Origin of the sequence: Bacteroides sp. (genome assembly GCF_030151085.1) — a bacterium.
Classification (GTDB): domain Bacteria; phylum Bacteroidota; class Bacteroidia; order Bacteroidales; family Bacteroidaceae; genus Bacteroides.
Genome location: NZ_JASLER010000115.1, coordinates 1 through 21,090, shown reverse-complemented (window position 1 = coordinate 21,090; position 21,090 = coordinate 1). Strand labels below are relative to the sequence as shown.

At 34.3% G+C, this 21,090-nt stretch carries 20 protein-coding genes; all 20 read left to right on the top strand.

All coding sequences use genetic code 11. From position 1 onward, the window contains the following. Positions 1–554: 554 nt before the first annotated feature. Positions 555–1,091, top strand: coding sequence for a UpxY family transcription antiterminator (locus tag Q1W14_RS21985; RefSeq protein ID WP_300705049.1), 537 nt, complete (start codon positions 555–557; stop codon positions 1,089–1,091). Between the two features lie 92 nt (positions 1,092–1,183). Continuing rightward, positions 1,184–1,681 carry a UpxZ family transcription anti-terminator antagonist gene (locus Q1W14_RS21980; RefSeq protein ID WP_300705047.1) on the top strand — a complete coding sequence of 166 codons (498 nt, stop codon included), beginning with the start codon at positions 1,184–1,186 and terminating at the stop codon, positions 1,679–1,681. Between the two features lie 390 nt (positions 1,682–2,071). Beyond that, positions 2,072–3,514 (top strand): lipopolysaccharide biosynthesis protein, encoded by a 1,443-nt coding sequence (locus Q1W14_RS21975; RefSeq protein ID WP_300705045.1) that lies wholly within the window; start codon positions 2,072–2,074, stop codon positions 3,512–3,514. 260 nt (positions 3,515–3,774) lie between these two features. Continuing rightward, positions 3,775–4,182 (top strand): adenylyltransferase/cytidyltransferase family protein, encoded by a 408-nt coding sequence (locus Q1W14_RS21970; protein WP_300705043.1) that lies wholly within the window; start codon positions 3,775–3,777, stop codon positions 4,180–4,182. Further along, complete coding sequence (locus Q1W14_RS21965) at positions 4,175–5,659, top strand: hypothetical protein (protein ID WP_300705042.1); 1,485 nt, start codon at positions 4,175–4,177, stop codon at positions 5,657–5,659. Before Q1W14_RS21970 ends, Q1W14_RS21965 begins: the two co-directional genes overlap by 8 nt. A 105-nt stretch (positions 5,660–5,764) precedes the next feature. Beyond that, positions 5,765–6,664 carry an FdtA/QdtA family cupin domain-containing protein gene (locus Q1W14_RS21960; RefSeq protein WP_300705041.1) on the top strand — a complete coding sequence of 300 codons (900 nt, stop codon included), beginning with the start codon at positions 5,765–5,767 and terminating at the stop codon, positions 6,662–6,664. Between the two features lie 93 nt (positions 6,665–6,757). Next, a complete protein-coding gene (locus tag Q1W14_RS21955; protein ID WP_300705039.1) occupies positions 6,758–7,870 on the top strand; it encodes a DegT/DnrJ/EryC1/StrS aminotransferase family protein in 1,113 nt (370 codons plus the stop codon). Between the two features lie 2 nt (positions 7,871–7,872). After that, the gene (locus Q1W14_RS21950) at positions 7,873–8,811 is read left to right on the top strand and encodes a glycosyltransferase (RefSeq protein ID WP_300705038.1); all 939 of its coding nucleotides are present in this window, start codon (positions 7,873–7,875) and stop codon (positions 8,809–8,811) included. A gap of 412 nt (positions 8,812–9,223) precedes the next feature. Beyond that, positions 9,224–9,865: an acyltransferase gene (locus Q1W14_RS21945; protein WP_300705036.1), complete on the top strand. Its 642-nt coding sequence runs from the start codon at positions 9,224–9,226 to the stop codon at positions 9,863–9,865. Next, a complete protein-coding gene (locus Q1W14_RS21940) occupies positions 9,862–10,734 on the top strand; it encodes a glycosyltransferase family 2 protein (RefSeq protein WP_300705034.1) in 873 nt (290 codons plus the stop codon). Before Q1W14_RS21945 ends, Q1W14_RS21940 begins: the two co-directional genes overlap by 4 nt. 62 nt (positions 10,735–10,796) lie before the next feature. Next, positions 10,797–11,822, top strand: coding sequence for an EpsG family protein (locus Q1W14_RS21935; RefSeq protein WP_300705032.1), 1,026 nt, complete (start codon positions 10,797–10,799; stop codon positions 11,820–11,822). A 24-nt stretch (positions 11,823–11,846) separates the two neighbouring features. After that, a complete protein-coding gene (locus tag Q1W14_RS21930; RefSeq protein WP_300705030.1) occupies positions 11,847–12,584 on the top strand; it encodes a glycosyltransferase in 738 nt (245 codons plus the stop codon). Positions 12,585–12,599: 15 nt separating this feature from the next. After that, a complete protein-coding gene (locus Q1W14_RS21925; protein WP_300705029.1) occupies positions 12,600–13,706 on the top strand; it encodes a hypothetical protein in 1,107 nt (368 codons plus the stop codon). Next, on the top strand, positions 13,703–14,434 hold the full coding sequence (locus tag Q1W14_RS21920; RefSeq protein WP_300705028.1) for a DUF2334 domain-containing protein: 732 nt from the start codon (positions 13,703–13,705) through the stop codon (positions 14,432–14,434). Before Q1W14_RS21925 ends, Q1W14_RS21920 begins: the two co-directional genes overlap by 4 nt. Further along, on the top strand, positions 14,376–15,521 hold the full coding sequence (locus Q1W14_RS21915; protein WP_300705026.1) for a glycosyltransferase: 1,146 nt from the start codon (positions 14,376–14,378) through the stop codon (positions 15,519–15,521). Before Q1W14_RS21920 ends, Q1W14_RS21915 begins: the two co-directional genes overlap by 59 nt. Positions 15,522–15,526: 5 nt before the next feature. Continuing rightward, positions 15,527–16,498, top strand: coding sequence for an SDR family oxidoreductase (locus tag Q1W14_RS21910; protein ID WP_300705024.1), 972 nt, complete (start codon positions 15,527–15,529; stop codon positions 16,496–16,498). 62 nt (positions 16,499–16,560) lie between these two features. Then, a complete protein-coding gene (locus Q1W14_RS21905; protein WP_300705022.1) occupies positions 16,561–17,826 on the top strand; it encodes a nucleotide sugar dehydrogenase in 1,266 nt (421 codons plus the stop codon). A gap of 4 nt (positions 17,827–17,830) precedes the next feature. Continuing rightward, a complete protein-coding gene (locus Q1W14_RS21900; RefSeq protein ID WP_300705020.1) occupies positions 17,831–18,955 on the top strand; it encodes a glycosyltransferase family 4 protein in 1,125 nt (374 codons plus the stop codon). Positions 18,956–19,170: 215 nt separating this feature from the next. Next, positions 19,171–20,178: an NAD-dependent epimerase/dehydratase family protein gene (locus tag Q1W14_RS21895; protein ID WP_300705018.1), complete on the top strand. Its 1,008-nt coding sequence runs from the start codon at positions 19,171–19,173 to the stop codon at positions 20,176–20,178. A 41-nt stretch (positions 20,179–20,219) separates the two neighbouring features. Next, a partial coding sequence (locus Q1W14_RS21890) for a glycosyltransferase family 4 protein (protein WP_300705016.1) occupies positions 20,220–21,090 on the top strand: 871 nt, incomplete at its 3' end.

Sequence of the window (21,090 nt, the reverse complement as noted above, 5' to 3'; positions counted from 1 at the left end):
ATGGCAATATGCAGGGTAGGGGATATACCCTATACAAGATATAATGTAACACACTCTTCCTTTAAAAAAAGAATAAATGACGCGCTCGCGCGTATCTTAATAATGTAAAGATGGATTGTGGGGGGAGAAAAAGTGTTTTTTAGACGTTCGTTTAATGGACGCAAAGGTAATGGCAAGAAATGAAATTACAAAATATTCTTATAAATAAAATGCCTTTTTTTGAAATGATAGCACCAAGTTATTATATATCAATCATTTATCTACTACTCTAAATTAGGATTTAAACGTGTCTTTTTATAAAAATAGCATGATATGCACAAAGTGAAAAGATGGCGTCCATTAAACGAACGTTTAAAAAACGTTTTTATGTTTATAACACGTTTGTTTATAGATAATTACCTGCAAGGTAATGAATAACTACAGAAAATCTGTTGGCAAGAGGAGTACAAAGCTTGCCGTATATTACATAAAGTACTCGCAAGTGATTGAATTTCAAGTGTATGAAAGAAGTTCAAAGCCCTGGGAGAATGCCCCTTTCTGAACAAAGTCATAGAATGGAAGCGGAACAAGAAACTGAAATATGGTATGCCATGCGTGCTACTTATCGTAGGGAGCTCGATGCCATACGGCTGCTTGAGAAAGAGAAGTTAGGTTGTTTTGTTCCTATGCAATATAAGATAAGCATAAAGAGAGGGAAGAAAGTTCGTGCTTTGGTACCCGTCATTCATAATTTGGTCTTTGTCCATGCCTGTCCTTCTGAAGTGAAGCGTGTCAAATCACAAGTGACCTATTTGCAATATATCACCGATACCCGTAGTGGACAGAAGATTATTATCCCCAACTCTGAAATGCAACGCTTCATCGCAGTAGCCGGTACTTATAACGACCATCTGATGTATTTTCAACCTGATGAGTTGAATTTATCAAAAGGCACTAAAGTTCGTGTTACCGGTGGTGAATTCGAAGGTCAAGAAGGTATTTTCCTGAAAGTGAAAGGTGCCCGCGACCGCCGTGTAATCGTTGAGATACAAGGTGTCATTGCAGTAGCTATGGCTACGATCCATCCAGATCTTATAGAAGTAATTAAATGATTAACTTATACTATCATGTCATGCTGAGCGTAATCGAAGCACCTACTCTCTTGTTTAAGTAATAAATCTGAAATCATAAATCTGCAATAATCATGTCTTTTTCCGAAGAAACATTTGCTCTTCAGCGTGCCGCGCACGAACTGATGTATTTGGGTACAGACGGAAGTCCGGTCTATAGCGATGACCTGTCCCGTCGCAACAGTGAAGTTTACCGCCTGACCACCTCTTTGTATAATTCAGGTGTCAAAGGTTCCACAGTTGAAGAACAAGCTAATGTCTGTCTTGCTCTCCTGATGGGATATAGTGCATCATTCATTGATCATGGAGAAAAGCGGGATAATGTTCAAGAAGTACTGGATCGTTGTTGGGGTATTCTCGAAGCCCTTCCCGCCGTCTCATTATTAAAACTTCGTTTACTTACCGCCTGCTATGGTGAAGTATTTGATGAACCTTTGGCTGACGAAGGTCGTGCTATTATCGCGTCGTGGGATGTGGCAGCACTTACGGGAGAACAGAAGGAAGTTATTGAGGAATTTAAGAATGTGATTGACAATCCCTATCCGTGGGAATATGTTGGCGACAATGAATAAAAAGAAAATTCGATTGTTCAGTTTTGTAAGATAAATGGTATCGTCTATTCTCACTTTGAGCGTTGGTATAAAAAAAGTCATGTTGCTAATATAGTTCCTGTGGAGATTGTTGATCGCGACAATTTATCTAATTCTCAAGTTGCTGAGTTCTCCTCTCCACTCACCTACTTATCTCTGGTTCAAAGTTTCGAAATACATTTTTTCAATGGCTTGGAAATTCATCATCTTCAGATAGACTACCGAACTTAACGCTCTTTGGTAGATTAGATGGGGATAAAGCAATTGGGTGCTTTACAGATATATTGAAAGCTGTATGCGGATTTTAGGTATTGCAATACGGCGTTCACCGAACTCTTACTTTTGGAACATCTGATATTTTAATACTCATATATGATTAAAGGTGATCTAAAGTCAAAGGTAAAGAAGGGTTTTGTTTGGAGTGCAATTGAACGATTTGCAACGCAGGGTATTCAATTTATTTTTGGAATTATCATAGCCAGTCTGTTGTCGCCGGAGGATTATGGAATTATTGCAATGCCTTTAGTTTTCCTTGCTTTGGCTCAAGTCTTTATAGATAGCGGTTTTTCTAATGCTCTTGTACGTAAGCCTCAAATAGAAGAGAATGATCTTTCTACAGCATTTTATTTTAATATTGTAGTAGGAACTATTTGTTATGGTATACTATTTATAGCTTCACCTTGGATTGCTAATTTCTATGATACTCCAATTTTGACTAATATACTTAAAGTGACAGCTTTAGCTACACTCTTCAATCCACTTTGTGCGGTACAACAGGCAATACTTACAAAACAGATAGATTTTCAGACGCAGGCTAAAGTGTCGGTTATGGCGGCATTGATCAGTGGAATTGTTGGCCTTGTTATGGCATACATGGAATATGGTGTATGGGCATTGGTTTTTCAGCAAGTAGTGGCTGCTCTCATCAGAACTATTCTTTTATGGACTTTATCAAAATGGAAACCTGTAACAGGATGGAGCAAAAAATCTTTTGAATACCTTTGGGGATATGGAAGTAAAATATTGGCTGTTGGTATTTTGGATACAGTATTTAATAATATATATCCAATGGTAATTGGGAAATTTTATAGCGCTAAAGACTTGGGCAATTATACACGTGCACAACAATTTGTAGATTTGCCTATTAGTAATGTAACGGGTATTCTTCAAAGAGTTACATTCCCGGTATTAAGTGCTATTCAAGATGAAGATGAGCGTTTAAAAAGCAATTACCTAAAACTTTTGCGAGCAACAGCATTTGTCATGTTCCCTTTAATGCTTGGATTGGCTACTCTTGCAGAACCATTAATATTTGTACTTTTGGGAGAGAAATGGTTGGGGTGTGCCGTTTTATTACAAATACTTTGTTTAGCCAAAATATGGACTCCCATTAACGCTGTCAATTTAAACCTTCTTCAAGTGAAAGGACGTTCAGATTTGTTTTTAAAACTTGAAGTGTTGAAGAAAGGAATAATTATAATAGCTATGTTCATCACTATTCCGCGAGGAATACTTTGGATGGTCGGTGGAACGGTTGTGACAACTTTTATAGCCTTTGTAATTAATACATATTATACACAAAAATTCATTTATATAGGGTTACTTGCACAAGTACGTGAACTTATACCTATAATGGTCAACACCTTTTTTATGGTAGGCTGTATGTCTCTTCTATTTTGTATTTCTGATAATATGTATTTTAGACTTTTGGGAGGTATTGTTGTGGGGGGTGGTATTTATATGAGTATAGCTTATGTCTTAAAATTGCATGCATTACAGGACATACTTTTATTTGCAGGAAAACACACACTTTAATTATATGTCAAGAATAGCTTCTATTGATGTTGCAAAAGTAATTTAAAAGTTGATTTTGTGAAAAAATATCAGATTGTATGATATCAATTATTGGTTTTTAAATATTTTTTATTGACATAGCACGTTGTCAAATAGGTTTTGACAATAACTTTATTATATCTGGGAATTTTACTTTACTGATTATGTTAATATGCATTTTAACACATCTTTCTTTTGTAAAATACATTCCATTCGTTTATGGAAAGTGAAAATGAAAAATTATGATCATAGGTTATACAACAGGCGTATATGATATGTTCCATATTGGGCATTTGAATATTCTTCGTAGAGCTAAGGAGCAATGTGATTATTTGATAGTTGGCATTAGTACAGATGAACTAGTTATGAAAGATAAGAATAAAATGCCGATTATTTCTTTTGAGAATCGATGTACTATTGTGGAATCGATTAAGTATGTCGATAAAGTGGTACCTCAGCTAGATAAAAATAAGCTAAGTGCTTGGGAAAAATACCATTTTAATAAAATGTTTGTAGGGTCTGACTGGAAAGGAACAGATACGTGGAAACGGTTTGAAGAACAGTTTAAACCATTGAATGTCGAAATAGTGTATTTGACGCACACAGATGGGATAAGTTCAACTCTCTTAAGAAATAAAATTAATGGATAACATAGTTGTAATAACTCAGAATGTCAAATTATCATCTTTAGTCAAATTGAGAGGATATCTAAAGCCTGGAAGTAAAACTTTGGTTGTCTCTACTCAATATGTATTTGATAATGAAACTGAGGAGATAAAAAAAATCTTAAAAACAGATTGTCTGTTTAAAAACTTCTCAGATATTCTAACAGATGAAGATTGGGAAAATTGTGATAAAGAAGCATATGACCCTATATCTCAATCTGATGTTTTTAAATATTATGATGAGATTAAGAAAGTAAAGAATGAAAAAACAGTTCTTAAGTTGTTATCGGGGAATGAATTTGAGAATAAAATAATAGTAGCTGATGATCTTGGTATAGATTTAAATATATGGATTAATCAAGGATTCATTAAAATTAATTGTGATTATTATCATGTTGATGAGGTAATATTAAAATCAGTACTTCAAAAAATAAAAAGTAAAATATGTAACAAGGTTCGAAGTTTCTTGTGTTATTACAATATGCCCATTTATGTTTCTCATTATAAGGGTGTAAAATGTCTTTTTTACGGTAGTATGAATAGGATTTCATACAGATTAAATTTAAATTTTGAACCAGCTAATAAACTTGAAAATATAAAGTATTATTTCATCCAACATGGACTTATTTTTCGCAACAATACAATAAGACTTTCAACATTGCATGAGGGATATCGAATATTACCAGATAATCCTAAGCTCAACATAAAATTAATGCAAGATGGTTATTTACCTCCTAATTATAGTAGTAAATATCTTAATTTTTTTGGTAAGTATACTGAATTTTATGCATGGGACAATGCTGGACGTCAAACTTTTCTTTATCATAATCTTCCAAATAGAATTATTCCCTTCAGAAAGAAAATATATTTACCAACTCCTAATTATCCCAAACAAATAAGAAAAGTTCTTTGTGTTGCAAGTGGGGCAGGGGATTGGACGGCTTTGAAAAACCGTTCAGATGAAGACAAAATGGTTTATGCTTTAGGGAAAGTTGCAGCTCTATTTCCTCAAATAGAATTTGTTTACCGTTGTCATCCTGTTTGGATTCATCCTCAACATCAAGGTGTGAATTCTATTAACAGAGTAGCTGAATATGTCTCTTTTTTGAATTTGGCAAATCTTAAGGTATCGTCACATATACCAAATGCTGTTGGTGGTAATAAATTTTGTCTGTCATTTAAAAGAAGTTCTTTTGAAAATGATTTGGAAGGATGTGATATCGTTTTTGGAGAACATTCTATCTCAATGATAGATGCTGCTTTAAAAAATATTATTTTTTGTTCTGTAAATGTGACGGGTAGGAGAAACTTTTTTTGTGGTATAACCCAAATGGGGTTTCCTCATTGTGAGGGAATAAATGAGATTGTTGATTTTCTCAAAAGGGTAACAACGTCTTCTTTCTCAAAAGAATATTCTCACGCAATAGAGAATTATAATGTAATGACTGATAAGGAAGATTAAGATAGAATATTTTCTTTTTCACGAGAGTAAAAATTGTAGTCTTGATTACAATGTCTACAAATATCTCATGCAGTTTAAACTTCAATCAAATAATATTAATTAACTATGCCTAAGTTGAGTGATTCAAAAATTATTAAACTGCTTAAAATTGTAGATCCAAGAGGAAATCTGTCTATCATCGAGCAATTTAAGGAGATACCGTTTGAAATAAAGAGAACGTATTGGATCTATGATGTTCCTGGAGGTTGTGATCGTGGTGGGCATGCATACAAGGACAATGAGGAATTCATTATTGCCCTTTCTGGCTCTTTTGATGTAATTTTGGATGATGGCGAGAACAAACAAACATTTTCACTAAATAGATCCTACAATGGTCTATATGTCCCGAAGGGAATATGGCGAACAATGAGCAATTTTTCTACTAATTCATTGGCTCTGGTACTTTCTTCAACTGAATATGATGTAAATGATTACATCATGAATTATTCTGAGTTTAAACAATGGGTTATATCTGTAGATACAAAAACAACACCAGCAGGCTACGCACCTATGACTCAAGTATGTTCGATGTTTCATGAAAAGGAAGCAATAAGTGTTTTTGATTGTTCTTTGTGTCAATTAAACAAGTTTCATGATCCGGAGGGTAACTTGACTGTAGTTTCTGAAAATGTACACGTACCATTCCCTATTAATCGTGTGTTCTACAGTTACGACATCCCTGGAGGTGAGGATCGTGGAGCTCATGCACACAAGGAATGTCATCAGTTCATTATTGCAGCATCGGGTGCTTTTGAAGTAGTGCTCGATGATGGAACAAACAAACGTACTATACAAATGAATCGTCCTTTTTGGGGACTTCATGTACCACCGGGAATTTGGGCGTCAGAACAAGGTTTCTCATCTGGTAGCATATGTCTTGTTTTAGCTTCTCATGGGTATATCGAAGAGGATTATATACGCAACTATGAAGATTTCTTGAAATATATTCAAGAGAAGAATAAATAGCGAATGGAAAATCCATCAGTGCTTTTAACTGTTTTAAGATAGTCAGGATTTATATTAATTTTAATCAAAACGAATGAGTGGAGGTACAAAATAATGATTAAATTGTTAGATGTTCAAGCAATCACTATGCAACATGGTGACGAATATAAAGAGGTTGTGAATCGTGTGATAGATGCAGGTTGGTTTCTTCAAGGTGCTGAAAATGAACGTTTTGAAATGGATTACACCAAGTATGTCGGCTCAAAAGAGTGTATTGCTGTTGCGAATGGTCTTGATGCACTCTACCTCATTATTCGTGCATATAAGGAGATGGGACTTATGCACGATGGCGATGAGATCATTGTTCCTGCTAACACATATATAGCTACTATCATAGGCATCACTCGCAATGATCTTGTTCCTGTAATGGTTGAACCGACATGGGAAAACCTTGAGATTGATGTTGACAAGGTGGAGGCGGCTATCACTCCTAAGACAAAGGGGGTGATGATTGTTCACCTTTATGGTCGTATGGCCTACAATGACAAGTTGGGTGAGATTTGCAAAAAGCACAATATCAAGCTGATGGAAGATTGTGCTCAGAGCCATGGTTGCGCATGGAAGGGTAATAAGGCTGGAGTTCTCGGGGATGCAGCGGCTCACTCATTTTATCCGGGAAAAAATTTGGGTGCATTTGGTGATGCGGGTGCTGTTACTACTTCTGACCATGAACTTGCAAGTGTGATTCGTGCGCTCGCCAACTATGGTAGTCAGAAGAAGTACGTTTTCAAGTATGTAGGTATGAATAGTCGTATGTCTGAATTAGATGCAGCTGTACTTGATGTAAAACTGAAGTACTTGGATGAAGATAACAAGAAGCGTCAGATGTTAGCTGCCTACTACTACGAAAATATCAAAAACCCACTAATCACACTGCCTTCACGTATTGCTGATGAGAATAATGTCTATCACCAATTCCCAATTCTTTGCGAGCGCCGTAATGAACTCCAGAAGCATTTAGCTGAGAATGGTGTGCAGACCTTAATCCACTATCCGATTCCTCCTCACCGTCAAGATTGTTATGTCAAGGAACGGTGGAATACTCCTCAGCTCTCATTACCCATCACAGAGAAGATTCATGAACAAGAGTTGTCTATTCCAATGAACCAAGTAGTAAGCATGGAAGAGGCAAAGATTGTGGTTGATTCAATAAATGACTTTAAGTAATTATGAACAAACAGAGGCCAATTCTCTCTATATGCTTACCGACAAATGGAGCGGTACAATGGGTATTACCAACATTAGAGGGTGTCTATAACCAAGGAGTTGATCTCTCACTGTTTGAAGTAGTGATTACAGATAATGGTGAGAATAGCAAATTAGGAGAAGCCCTCAAGGATTTCAACTACCCTAATCTTAAATATATACAGACAAAAGATAAGGGTTTCTTGAATCTTGTTACTTGTCTTCAGAAGAGTACAGGTTTGTTTAACAAGATGCTCAATCATCGTATGGTTCTTAAACCTGGAATGCTCCAGAAAATGATTAATATTGTTGACCAGTATAAGGATACGAAGCCAGTATTGTATTTTGTAAATGGAAACCTAAAGACTTTAGATATCGTTGAATGTAAAGATCTCAATGAATTTATTTACAATATGCATTATTGGGTTTCTTGGAGTGCAGGAATCGGTTTTTGGGATGTGGATCAAACGAAGCTTTCAGAAATTCAACCGAATGAGATGTTTCCAAACGCATCTTTATTGTTTGAACATAGGCAAGACACTCAATACATAATTTGGAATGACGTATATGGAAAAATGCAAGATGAAAGTGGAAAAGGTGGATATGACCTCTTTTATACATTTGCAGTTGTTCTGAATGATTTGTTGTCCAATTTAAAGGATAGGAATAGAATTTCGGAAAATACTTTTAAATTCGTTAAGCGTATGCTGTTCAAATTCTTATGTAGTTTGTATTATGAAGAAATTGTAAATGCAAAGAATACAAAGCATTCATTTGTAATAAAAAATGTGAAACAATCTCTCAGTAGATATTACTCTTCTTTTGACTATTTTATCTTAATTATAAGAACTCATATTTGGTTGCCCATTATAAAAACAAAGATTGTTCGATGCTTAAAAGATTATTATAAACAATCATTGTAATATTTCTTATAATGATGAACGTTTTAGTTTAACGTCCCCCAATGACATATATACTCAGGCATGAACCCAGACAAAAAAACGAAATTGATAATAGAGCTGATGGAAGCTCGTTAAAGGGGTGCAGAACGTATTGATGAGTTGTTGTCTAAGATAGCTTCTTTGGAAGAGACGTTGAAAGTTCTAATAAAATGCTTTATAGTCATAAGAATCAGCCTTGGGACGGCTTTCCTTGGGCTATACGTCAAAATTGGACACTAACCTGAACATTCCAAGACAGCAAAGGAAGAGAGTTCTTCTCTATTGTCTGTACAAAGCCTATCGAATCTTTTGGTGGGTATCCGTATGAGCAATGGGCTTCATATCTGTTAGGAGCATCAATTTACTACTAGCTAAAATTTATGTATAATATTATATGCTACATTACTGTAACTTACTAAAGAGTCTTTGTCGAGAATTTCTTTTTTTTATAGGATTTGTTGTTGCAAAAAATTCATATATAATTAATATAGTTTCGAAAATCTTTAATCATATATATTCTGCTTATTATGCAAACATATTAAAACTATCATCAAAAGATAATTTTTGTATTGAGTATCCTATACAAAATATTGTTGGAAAATCGTATATAAAAATTGGCCAAAATTTTTATTCTAAATCAGGTTTGCGTTTAGAAGCCATTGATTTTGCTCATAGTTCTCCTCAATTAAATATTGGTAATGACGTCCAACTAAATAATAATGTTCATATAGGCTGCTCTAATAATATTTATATATCAGATGGAGTGTTGATAGCAAGTAATGTTTTTATTACTGATCATTCACATGGCGAGGTGAATATAGAGGATCTAGGAATCTTACCAAAAGATAGAGCTATTTTTTCAAAAGGACCTGTTTGTATTGGTAAAAATGTTTGGATAGGAGAACATGTCTCAATATTGCCGAATGTTACTATAGGGGATAATTCTATTATTGGAGCAAATTCTATTGTAACCCGCAGTTTTCCAGCAAATGTAGTAATTGCTGGTAACCCAGCAAAAATTATAAGAAAAATATGATTGATATTTCCATTATTATAGTCAACTATAATACTTGTAAATTGACTGTAAAGTGTATTGATTCTATCTGTAAAAAAGCTATAGGGATCTCATATGAAATTATCATAGTAGATAACGCATCTACTGATAAATCGGTTGAATGCATTAGAAAAACATATTCATTTGTAAAAATTATAGAAAATAAAGAGAATTTAGGATTTGGTAAAGCTAACAATTTGGGAGTAGAAATAGCTGATGGTAAGTATATATTTTTGTTGAACTCGGATACTATTTTATTAAATAATGCCCCTAAATTATTTTTTGATTTTTGTGAATTAAATAATTTGAGAAAGGTAGTTGTAGGTTCTGAACTATATAATACGAGTAATGAAATTATACATTCATATAACCGTTTCCCAACTATGCTAAGTGTGTTATTTGAACCTGTTTTAAGACGTTTCAAAAGCAGAACGATTCAAACTGAATATCCTATAAATGTGGATTATGTAACAGGTGCGGATTTGTTTATGCAAAAAAAACTTTTTCAAGATATAGGAGGCTTTGATAAGAATATTTTTTTGTATTATGAAGAAACTGATTTGCAGAAGAGAATGAGCGAAATAGGAGTAGAAAGACTGATAATAAATACTCCTCGTATTGTTCATTTAGTAGGGGGGAGTAATGAGAGAGAAAACAAAGTTTCTTTAACAGAGATTTTCTCTATACAAAGTCAACATTATTATTTTAAAAAGCACTATAATAGACTTTATTATATCATATATAGATTTTTATTTTTCTTCTTTAGAATTCCTGTAATATTTAAGAGAAAGTTATCATATGCAGATACGAAGAAATTGCTTTTGACATTATTGTATAGGGTAAAATGTTAGTATATATATTGCTATTCGTTTTTATATTATTATTCTTTATTTCCAACAAAGAATCTATTCATTTGGATAAGAAAGCTGAAATTGTACTTATTTCATTGCCATTGATTATTGTTGCAATTTTTAGAGCTAATTCGGTAGGAGGGGATTTAGAACGATATTTGCCGGTATTTTATTCTGTAGCCAAGACACCATTTTGGGATATAATTAAAGAGGGATATGGAGAAACGGAATATTTGTATATTGTTTTAATAAAACTGATTAGCTTGATTTCAGCTTCAGACAGATGTTATATAATGCTTATCTCTCTCTTTATTCTTATTCCTGTTTTTGTAATAATATATAAGCATTCGGTCTGTATCGTGTGGAGTGTTTTAATATTTCTATTGTTAGGTGTTTATACTGGTTCTTTCAATATTATAAGAGCATCAATATCTATTTCTATAGGGTTAGTGGCGCATCATTATTTATTAAATAATAAGTATCTTTCATATTGGATATTGGTTGTTGTTGCATTTTTTTTTCATAGAACAGCATTTGCATTGATTCTCCTTTTTGTTATTAGAAAATTGGAATTTACATATATGCGTACTTTAATATTATTAGTCGGGAGTACAATTTTTTCAGTAATGTGTAGTGCTACTGGCATTTTTAGTCTTATAAATTTATATGTTACAGCATACGGCTCTTATCTTGAGTCCGATTACTTAATGTTTAATCGAACAAGTGTTTTCACGGCATATTCACTTTTCTTATTGATAATATCCTTTTTTGCGCTTTATATAAGGAAGATATCAAAATTAAATAATCGCGATTATGATTTTTATGTTAACTGCTTGGTCGTTGCTTATTCTATTCAGATTATGGCATCTTCTTTTACGCTTTTAAATAGAATAGCAGTGTTGTTTAGCGTCTATCTGATATTCTTATTGCCTTTGATGTTTAAGTATGGTAGGACAAGATATATGGTTGCTATAAAAGTTATATGTTTTTTAATATTGTCTGCCATGTATTTTAAAACATTAGAAGTTGATCCTGTTGTAGGTTTTGATACTCATGCAGTTGTACCTTATATTTTTTTAGGGAAATAGAAAATAATAAAACTACATAAAAATATGATACCTAAAATTATACATTATTGTTGGTTGTCCAATGATTCTTATCCGGAAAAAGTCCAGTTCTGTATTTCTTCTTGGAAACGTAATTTACCTGATTACAAAATTGTTCTTTGGGATTTAAATAAGTTCAATATTGATACAACAAAGTGGACACGTCAGGCCTTTGACGCTAAGAAATATGCTTTTGCAGCAGACTATATAAGATGTTATGCTTTGTACAATTATGGTGGTATATATTTAGATTCAGATGTTGAAGTGTTAAAGACGTTTAATGAACTGCTTGATTTGCCTTATTTTATAGGTCAGGATTGCTCTAAAGCTATTGAGGCTGCTGTAGTTGGCTGTGAGAAAGGAAATTTTCTCTATAAAAATATGCTGTCTTATTATGAAAGCAGAGATTTTATTAAAAATGATGGGAGGTATGATATAAAAGCAATGCCTGATATTATGGATGAAGTTGCTTCATCTTTGTATGAGTTTAAAGTCATAAATAAAAAAGAAGATTTTGAATTTAATGAAAAGATATTGAATTTGTTTACATCAGACTACTTTTCTCCGAAAAGACAAAATGATTTCAAAATTAACTTATCTGATAAAACGTTTTCTATTCATCATTTTAATGCTTCTTGGTATCCTCCTAAAAAAAAACTATTTAGAAAAATCTCTCAGTTGATAGGTTTTGAGATTGCATCTAAATTTTCCAAGATTGTAAAAAGCGCTTGTGGAAAAAAATAATTTCGTAGTTAATTTATGGAAATAGATAATACTCAATTTTTTGTAATTGGTGCAGATCATCATAATACTTTGGGCGTGGTTAGAAGTCTTGGAGATAAAGGTATACTGTCTAATTTGATAATTTGTGGAGCTGATAAGAGTTTTGTAGCAAAGTCTAAATTTGCAAAGTCTTTATATATTTTACCTTCAACCTATGGTCTTACAACTTTGTTACAAAAATTGGCAAAGGATGTTGAAGGGAAAGGAGTGATAATCAGTTGTACTGATGCTGTATCTCAAGAAATAGACTCTCACAGAGAGCAATTGGATCATAAGTATTTTGTTCCTGGGGTAAAAAATGGCAACAATGGAATTGTTTTTTTTGAGAATAAAGAAAATCAAAGAATTTGGGCAGAAAAAAATGGATTGCTAACGCCTAAAAGTTATATCTTAGCTGCTAACAATAATTTAGATTGTGTCAAGTTTCCATGTATAGTTAAACCACTTTCAAGTGTAAATTCCACTAAGGAGGAGATAAAAATTTGCAATGATACAAAACAGCTTAAAATTGCGTTATCCCAATCGAACCATTTTTATCAAGTTCAGGAATTTATTAAAAAGTCACAAGAGTTCCAATTAATAGGAGTCAAGTTGGGTGATGATGTAATAATACCTGGATATACAGATATTATTAGACAGCCTGATAATACGAATACAGGGTATCTTAAATATATTCCTTTTAATTGGGAAATTGTTGAAAAAGAGAAAATCATTGCCTTTCTTGATGATTTAGGCTATGATGGATTGTTTAGTATTGAATTTATATCAGACAAATCAAATATTTATTTTATGGAAATAAATATGCGTAATGATGGGAACGCATATGTCGTGACAAAGGCGGGTATAAATTTGCCTTATCTGTGGTGCTGTTATTGTTTGAACTTAGACATGAATAATGAACCTAAGTCATTTAATAAGGCAATATATTTTATGCCGGAATTATCAGATGTAAAAAATATAGGTAAAAAAGTAGGATTACTTAAGTGGCTTTGTCAATTTTATCAAGCAAAAGCTCGTGCAATATGGGACCTGAGTGACCCTTTACCTTTTCTTTATTACTTATTATACAGGTTTGGCTTATGAAATTTTTGGTTCGTCTTGATGATGCATGTCCTACTATGGATTACACAAAATGGGAAAAGATTGAAAAGATTCTTGATAAACACAATGTTAAGCCAATGGTTGGCATTGTTCCACAAAATGCTGATGAAGAATTGAATATCGTTCAAGAATCTCCAGTTTTTTGGGAGATGGCTTATGCTTGGCAAAGTAAAGGTTGGGCAATCGCATTACATGGTTTTGATCATTGTTATATTTCTAATGAGGCTGGTATGAACCCATTGTGGAACCGTTCAGAATTTGCTGGTGTATCTTTGGATGAACAGAAGAAGAAAGTAGCCAAGGGATTATCTATATTACAATCACATAGATTATATCCTACTTATTTTTTTGCTCCTAGTCATACATTTGATATGAACACGTTGAGAGCTTTAGAAGAGGCTTCATCAATTAGGATTATTTGCGATACTATCGCTTTAAAGCCTTACAAGAAAGGAAGTTTTATTTTTATTCCTCAGCAGTTTGGACACTTTATAAAGCCATTTATCAATGGTTCTTATACCTTTTGCTTTCATCCAAATACGATGTCAGAAGAATCAATTATTCAATTTGAAAAATTTATAAGTAGGTATAAAAAACTATTTATTGGTTTCTTGGATTTAGATTTGTCTCATTTGAGAAATAAAAGTTTTTTTGACAGAATTATATCTTGGCTCTATTTTACTAAGAGAAAACTACGAAGTATTCGTTAAAATGAAGATAATCCAACTAATTAATTCTCTTTATCGAGGTGGTGGTGCAGAGAAGTTTCTGTGTGAGTTAGCTTTAGCACAATCTAAAATCCCAAATGTAGAAGTAAAGGTAGTTAATTTGATGAAGGCTCAAAATCCGGATTTTATAGATGTTTGTAAAAATGCTGGGATTGAGGTTTTTAATATTGATAGGTCTAAATATTCCTTCTCTACACTTAGAAAGCTTAAAAAATATGTAGAACAAGAGAAGCCTGATTTAGTACATGTTCATCTTTTTCCTGCTCTATATTATGCAGCTTTTGTGAAATTATGTTCAACTCATAGTTTTAAGTTGGTATATACAGAACATAGTACGAAGAATAGACGAAGGGGTAATAAGGTCTTTAAAGTTATTGATTCCTTTATTTATTCTCGTTATGATAAAGTATTTGCTATATCTAAGCAGGTCGCAGATGAAGTTTCTAAACATGTGCCGAATTTGAATCCTATAATAATTAATAATGGGATAGACTTAGACAATATTGCTGCTATATCCCCTTTTGATATAAAAAAATATTTAAACTTATCAAATGATGCTTTTGTGCTTACAATGGTGGCTCGTTTTTATGATATCAAAGACTATTCTACTATAATAAAGGCATTGAAATTGTTACCAGACAATGTACATTTTGTGTGTGTCGGCGATGGTCCTACTTTAGAGAAGAACCGTGTTTTGGCAAAAGATTTGCAACTTTCAGATAGAGTGCACTTTTTGGGATTACGTAAGGATGTGTATGCTATTTTGAAAGGTTCAGATGTGGTTGTATTAAGTACGCACCATGAGGGTTTTAGCATATCAATGCTTGAAGCCATGGGCTGTGGTAAACCTTTTATCGCTTCTGCGGTACCGGGTATCAAAGATTTGGTTGCAGATACGGCTGTTTTATTTGAATATAAAAATGAAAATCATTTTTCAATTGTCCTAAAGAATATTTTATTTGATCGAAGTTTATATCAGAAATTAGCTGATAAGAGTTTGTCATTTGTGAATAAATATGATATAAAACATATTGCGGATGAATATGTTAAAGAATGTAATAAACAATAATTGATATGCCAAAAGTATTAGTAACTGGTGGAGCAGGTTTTATTGGCTCTAATCTTTGTGAGTATTTGTTGAATAATGGTTATGAGGTTGTTTGTCTTGACAATTTTGCTACAGGTAAAATGGCAAATATTATTCCATTGGCAGAAAAATTTCCAGCTACATTTAAATTAATAGTAGGTGATATTAGGAATATTGAAAATTGCCGTAAAGCAGTAGAGGGGGTTAACTACATTCTTCACGAAGCCGCTCTTGGTTCTGTACCTCGGTCAATCAAAGATCCTATTACAACTAATGATGTTAATATTGGTGGCTTCTTGAATATGCTACTTGCCGCTCGTGATGCAGGTGTAAAACGCTTTATGTATGCTGCAAGTTCTTCTACATATGGTGATAGTAAGTCTCTTCCTAAAGTGGAAGAGGTGATAGGCAAGCCATTGTCTCCTTATGCCATTACTAAATATGTAAATGAACTTTATGCAGATGTGTTTTCCCGTACTTATGGTATGGAGTGTATAGGACTGCGCTATTTCAATGTATTTGGGCGAAGACAGGATCCTTTTGGTGCTTATGCAGCAGTAATACCTTTATTCGTTAAGAAACTAGTGGCATATGAAAGTCCAGTAATTAATGGTGACGGTGAATATAGCCGTGATTTTACTTATATTGATAATGTAATCCAGATGAATATGTTGGCTATGACTACTACAAATCCTGAAGCAGTCAACCAGGTTTATAATACGGCTTTTGGTGAACGTACTACATTGAACCAATTGGTTGATTATCTCAAAGAGTATTTGAGTGCATTCGATCCGGAAATAGCCAATGTGAAAGTTGTTCATGGTCCGAATCGTCTGGGCGATATTCCTCATTCGTTAGCTTGCATAGACAAGGCTAAAAAAAAGCTTGGTTACAATCCCAAATACAGTATGCACGATGGATTAAAAGAGGCTGTCGAATGGTATTGGCATAATCTCTAATTCTTCTTTTTACTACTCTTCTTATAACTATTATATATTTACGAAATAATACTGAAAATCGTATGAATGCAGTAAAAATTGCCGTAGTCGGTCTCGGTTACGTAGGACTTCCTTTGGCCCGTTTGTTCTCTACTAAATATGAAACTATTGGTTTTGACATGAATAAAGCACGTGTGGATGCTTTGATGGCAGGACATGATGCAACACTTGAAGTTTCTGATGAATTGTTGCAATCGGCAATAGCCGGCGGCTTTAAATGCACAGCTAATATTGAAGAAATCCGTGATTGTAATTTCTATGTGATAGCAGTCCCTACTCCTGTGGACAAGAACCATAATCCGGATTTGACTCCTTTGTATGGTGCAAGTACTACCGTAGGGAAGGTGATATCCAAAGGGGATATTGTGGTCTATGAATCAACGGTATATCCGGGTGTGACGGAAGATGAATGTATTCCGGTTGTAGAGAAAGTTTCAGGATTGAAATTCAATGTTGATTTTTTTGCAGGCTATTCTCCAGAGCGTATTAATCCGGGTGACAAATTGCATACCGTAGAGAAGATAATGAAGGTGACTTCCGGTTCTACTCTTGAAGTAGGAAAGAAGGTGAATGAAGTGTATGCCTCAGTGATAACCGCAGGTACGCATTTGGCTCCAACCATGAAGGTGGCAGAAGCCGCTAAAGTGATAGAGAATTCTCAACGTGATATCAATATCGCTTTTGTGAACGAACTTTCTAAAATATTCACCCGTATGGGAATTGATACGCAAGATGTATTGGAAGCTGCAAGTACAAAATGGAACTTCCTTTCTTTTAAACCGGGCTTGGTTGGCGGTCATTGTATAGGCGTTGATCCTTATTATTTGGCTCAATGTGCACAGAGTTATGGCTATAATCCGGAAATTATCTTGGCTGGTCGTCGGATGAATGATGGGATGGGGGAGTATGTTGCCAATCAAGTGGTGAAACTGATGTTGAAGAAGGGTATTCAGGTATTGAATTCTAATATACTGATACTTGGTTTAACTTTTAAGGAGAATTGTCCGGATGTCCGTAATACGAAGGTGATAGATATATATAATGCTTTAAAAGAATATAATCTGAATATAACAGTTTATGATCCTTGGGCAAATTCTGATGCAGTAAGACGAGAGTATGGAATTGAAATAGTCAATGAATTGCCTGAAGAACGATTTGATTCCATTGTTTTGGCAGTGGCGCACCAAATGTTTTCAGGTCTTAACATAAAAGATCTATCAAGGGCATTGTCTGTTGTGTTTGATGTCAAAGGTTTCCTTCCCCAAGATTCTGTTGACGGCAGATTATAATAAAATGAAAAAGCTTTTCTTTGTTACCAACGTTGATTGGTTCTTTATTTCCCACCGTCTTCCCCTTGCTTTGCATGCTATCCGGCAGGGCTATGAAGTCTATTTATTGTCACGGGATACTGGGAAGAAACAGCTTTTGCAAGAGAGAGGCATTCACTTTATAGAGATTCCTTTTGATCGTTCTGGAAGTAATCCTTTCCATGAATTGAAATGTGTTTTTCTATTGTACAAGAGTTATAGAAGATGCAGACCGGATATAATTCATCATATTACTTTGAAGGCGGCATTATTGGGCTCTGTTGCGGCAAAGTTGTCTAGACAATGTAATGTTGTAAATGCAATAAGTGGATTGGGGTATAATTTCACAAATGGTCGAAATGGAAAACTGCAGAAATTGATAAAGCTTCTGATTCGTATTGCATTTAAAAGTGAAAACTTCTCTTTTATTCTTCAAAATCCGGATGATGTGGCAATGATTGAGGGACTTGATTTGATTCCTTCTTCCCAGATATTCTTAATAAAAGGGTCGGGCGTGGATTTGGATAAATTTGTTTATTCTAAAGCTCCAAATGTTATTCCATTAAAAGTACTTTTTCCTGCAAGAATTTTGTTAGATAAAGGAGTAATGGAATTTATAAATGCTGCTAAGCTGCTTTATGGCAATTTTTGTGGCAAGGTTAAATTCGTATTGGCTGGCGATTGTGATAAAGAGAATCGTGCAGTATTAGGAGAAAAGGAACTAAAATCTCTTCTAATTCCTAATTATATTGAGTGGATTGGATATCAAAAGGATATGATTCCAATTTACGAAAATTGTGATATTGTGGTTCTTCCTTCATATCGGGAGGGATTGCCTAAAGCATTGATAGAGGCATGTGCGATAGGACGCCCAGTTATAACAACAGATGTACCGGGATGTCGTGAATGTGTGCGATGGGGATATAATGGTTGTTTGGTTCCAGCTAAAGATGAAAAATCCTTGGCTGATGCAGTTAAAACATTGCTACTTGATAACAAGATGCGGATTAACTTTGGTCTAAATTCACGTATATTAGCAGAGGAAGAGTTCTCTATTGATAAAGTTATTCAATCTACTTTTGATATTTATCATTCATTGTATAAATGTTAGTTGATGGTGGTTGAATATGTTGTATTTATTGGTGAGAATTGAAGAAGAAAGCTCCTGTTTTCTTTGAACGGTATGGTAAGGATATGCATTATATCACTTATCAACGTAATACTAATACAACGTGGTATATTTTTCCTTTAATTGAAGTTGCTTACTTCTTCAAATTTATCACTAATAATCACGTTTCTGGTCAGTATATTTTATAGAATATTTCCATGAACATACTTATCACGGGAATCCACGGTTTTGTGGGGTCCAATCTTATTGTTGCCCTAAAGGAACGTCATAGCCTCTATGGATTAGATATAATTACCCCTGAAAAAGAAGGGGTGATAAATACTTTCTCTTGGAAGGATATTGACCCTGCTTCTTTTCCGATGCAGAATCTTCCAAAGTTTGATGCTATCATTCATTTGGCGGGTAAGGCACATGATACAAAGAATCAGTCTGCTGCGCAGGTGTATTTTGATATTAATACGGGGTTGACTCAAAAGATATTTGATTTCTTTTTAGAATCGTCTGCGAAGAAGTTTATCTTCTTCAGTTCGGTGAAGGCAGCTGCTGATAGTGTAGTAGGGGATATACTTACGGAGGATGTAATACCAACTCCGGTAGGACCATACGGTGAAAGCAAGATAAAGGCTGAGGAGTATATTATGGAGCATTGTGCTTTACCTACCACCTCCCCCTTTGGGGACTCCTCCTTCCAGAAGGAGGAGAATAAGATAGATTTGGATAAGCAGGTGTATATCTTACGTCCTTGCATGATTCATGGTCCCGGTAATAAAGGCAATCTGAATTTACTTTATAATGTAGTAAGAAAAGGTATTCCCTGGCCTTTGGGCGATTTTGAAAATAGGAGGTCGTTTACCTCAATTGATAATCTTTGTTATGTTGTAGAAGGTTTATTAACTAAGGATGTTGCAAGTGGTATTTATCATATGGGCGATGACGAAGCTCTTTCAACGAATGATTTGATAACTTTGATGTGTGAAGTCTTGGGACGTAAGCCGCATATTTGGAAAATGAACAAGCGTATGATGGAAGGATGTGCGGGGTTAGGGACCTTGTTGCATCTTCCATTGAATACGGAGCGTCTGCATAAGTTGACGGAGAATTATGTGGTTAGCAATGCTAAGATAAAGGCAGCTTTGGGTATTGACAAGATGCCTGTGCGGGCAGAAGAGGGGGTCGTGAAAACGATAAAATCGTTTTTAAATTAAAAATTAGTAATTAAAGAATTAAAATAGGGTACAGTACGGGTATGTATTATCTAGTTATATTGGTTCTGCTATTTCTAGCAGAACTTTTTTATTTTAGGGTGGCTGATAAATGCAATATCATCGATAAACCTAATGAACGTAGTTCTCATACGAAAGTCACTTTACGTGGTGGTGGGATAATCTTTTATTTCGGTGCATTGGCTTATTTCTTGACGAGTGGTTTTGAATATCCATGGTTTATACTGGCTTTGACACTGGTTACATTCATCAGCTTTGTAGATGATATAAAATCTACCAGACAGATAACCAGATTGTTGTTCCATTTCTCTGCCATGGCGTTAATGTTCTATCAGTGGGGATTGTTTTCTTTATCTTGGTGGTGGGTTGTTATCGCACTGATAGTTTGTACCGGTATAATCAATGCCTATAACTTCATGGATGGAATCAATGGAATCACAGGTGGTTATTCGTTTGTGATCCTTGTTGCACTGGCTTATATAAATAGAGAAATAGTTCCTTTTGTAAATGAAGGTATCATCTATACAGTGCTTTGTTCTGTATTGGTTTTCTGCTTCTTCAATTTCCGTAAGAAAGCGAAGTGCTTTGCCGGTGATGTGGGTTCAGTGAGTATTGCTTTCATCATCTTGTTTTTGATCGGCAAGCTAATAATACAAACTGGAGATTTCAGTTGGATTGTCTTGTTGGTAGTTTATGGTGTGGATAGTGTTATGACAATAATTCATCGCCTGATGCTTCATGAGAATATCGGCTTACCGCATCGGAAACATCTGTATCAGATCATGGCTAATGAGTTGAAGATTTCTCATGTGGCGGTATCATTTGTTTATATGATGGTGCAATCGGCAGTAATAATCGGATTTATTTATTGTCAGGGCTATAGCTCTATTTATT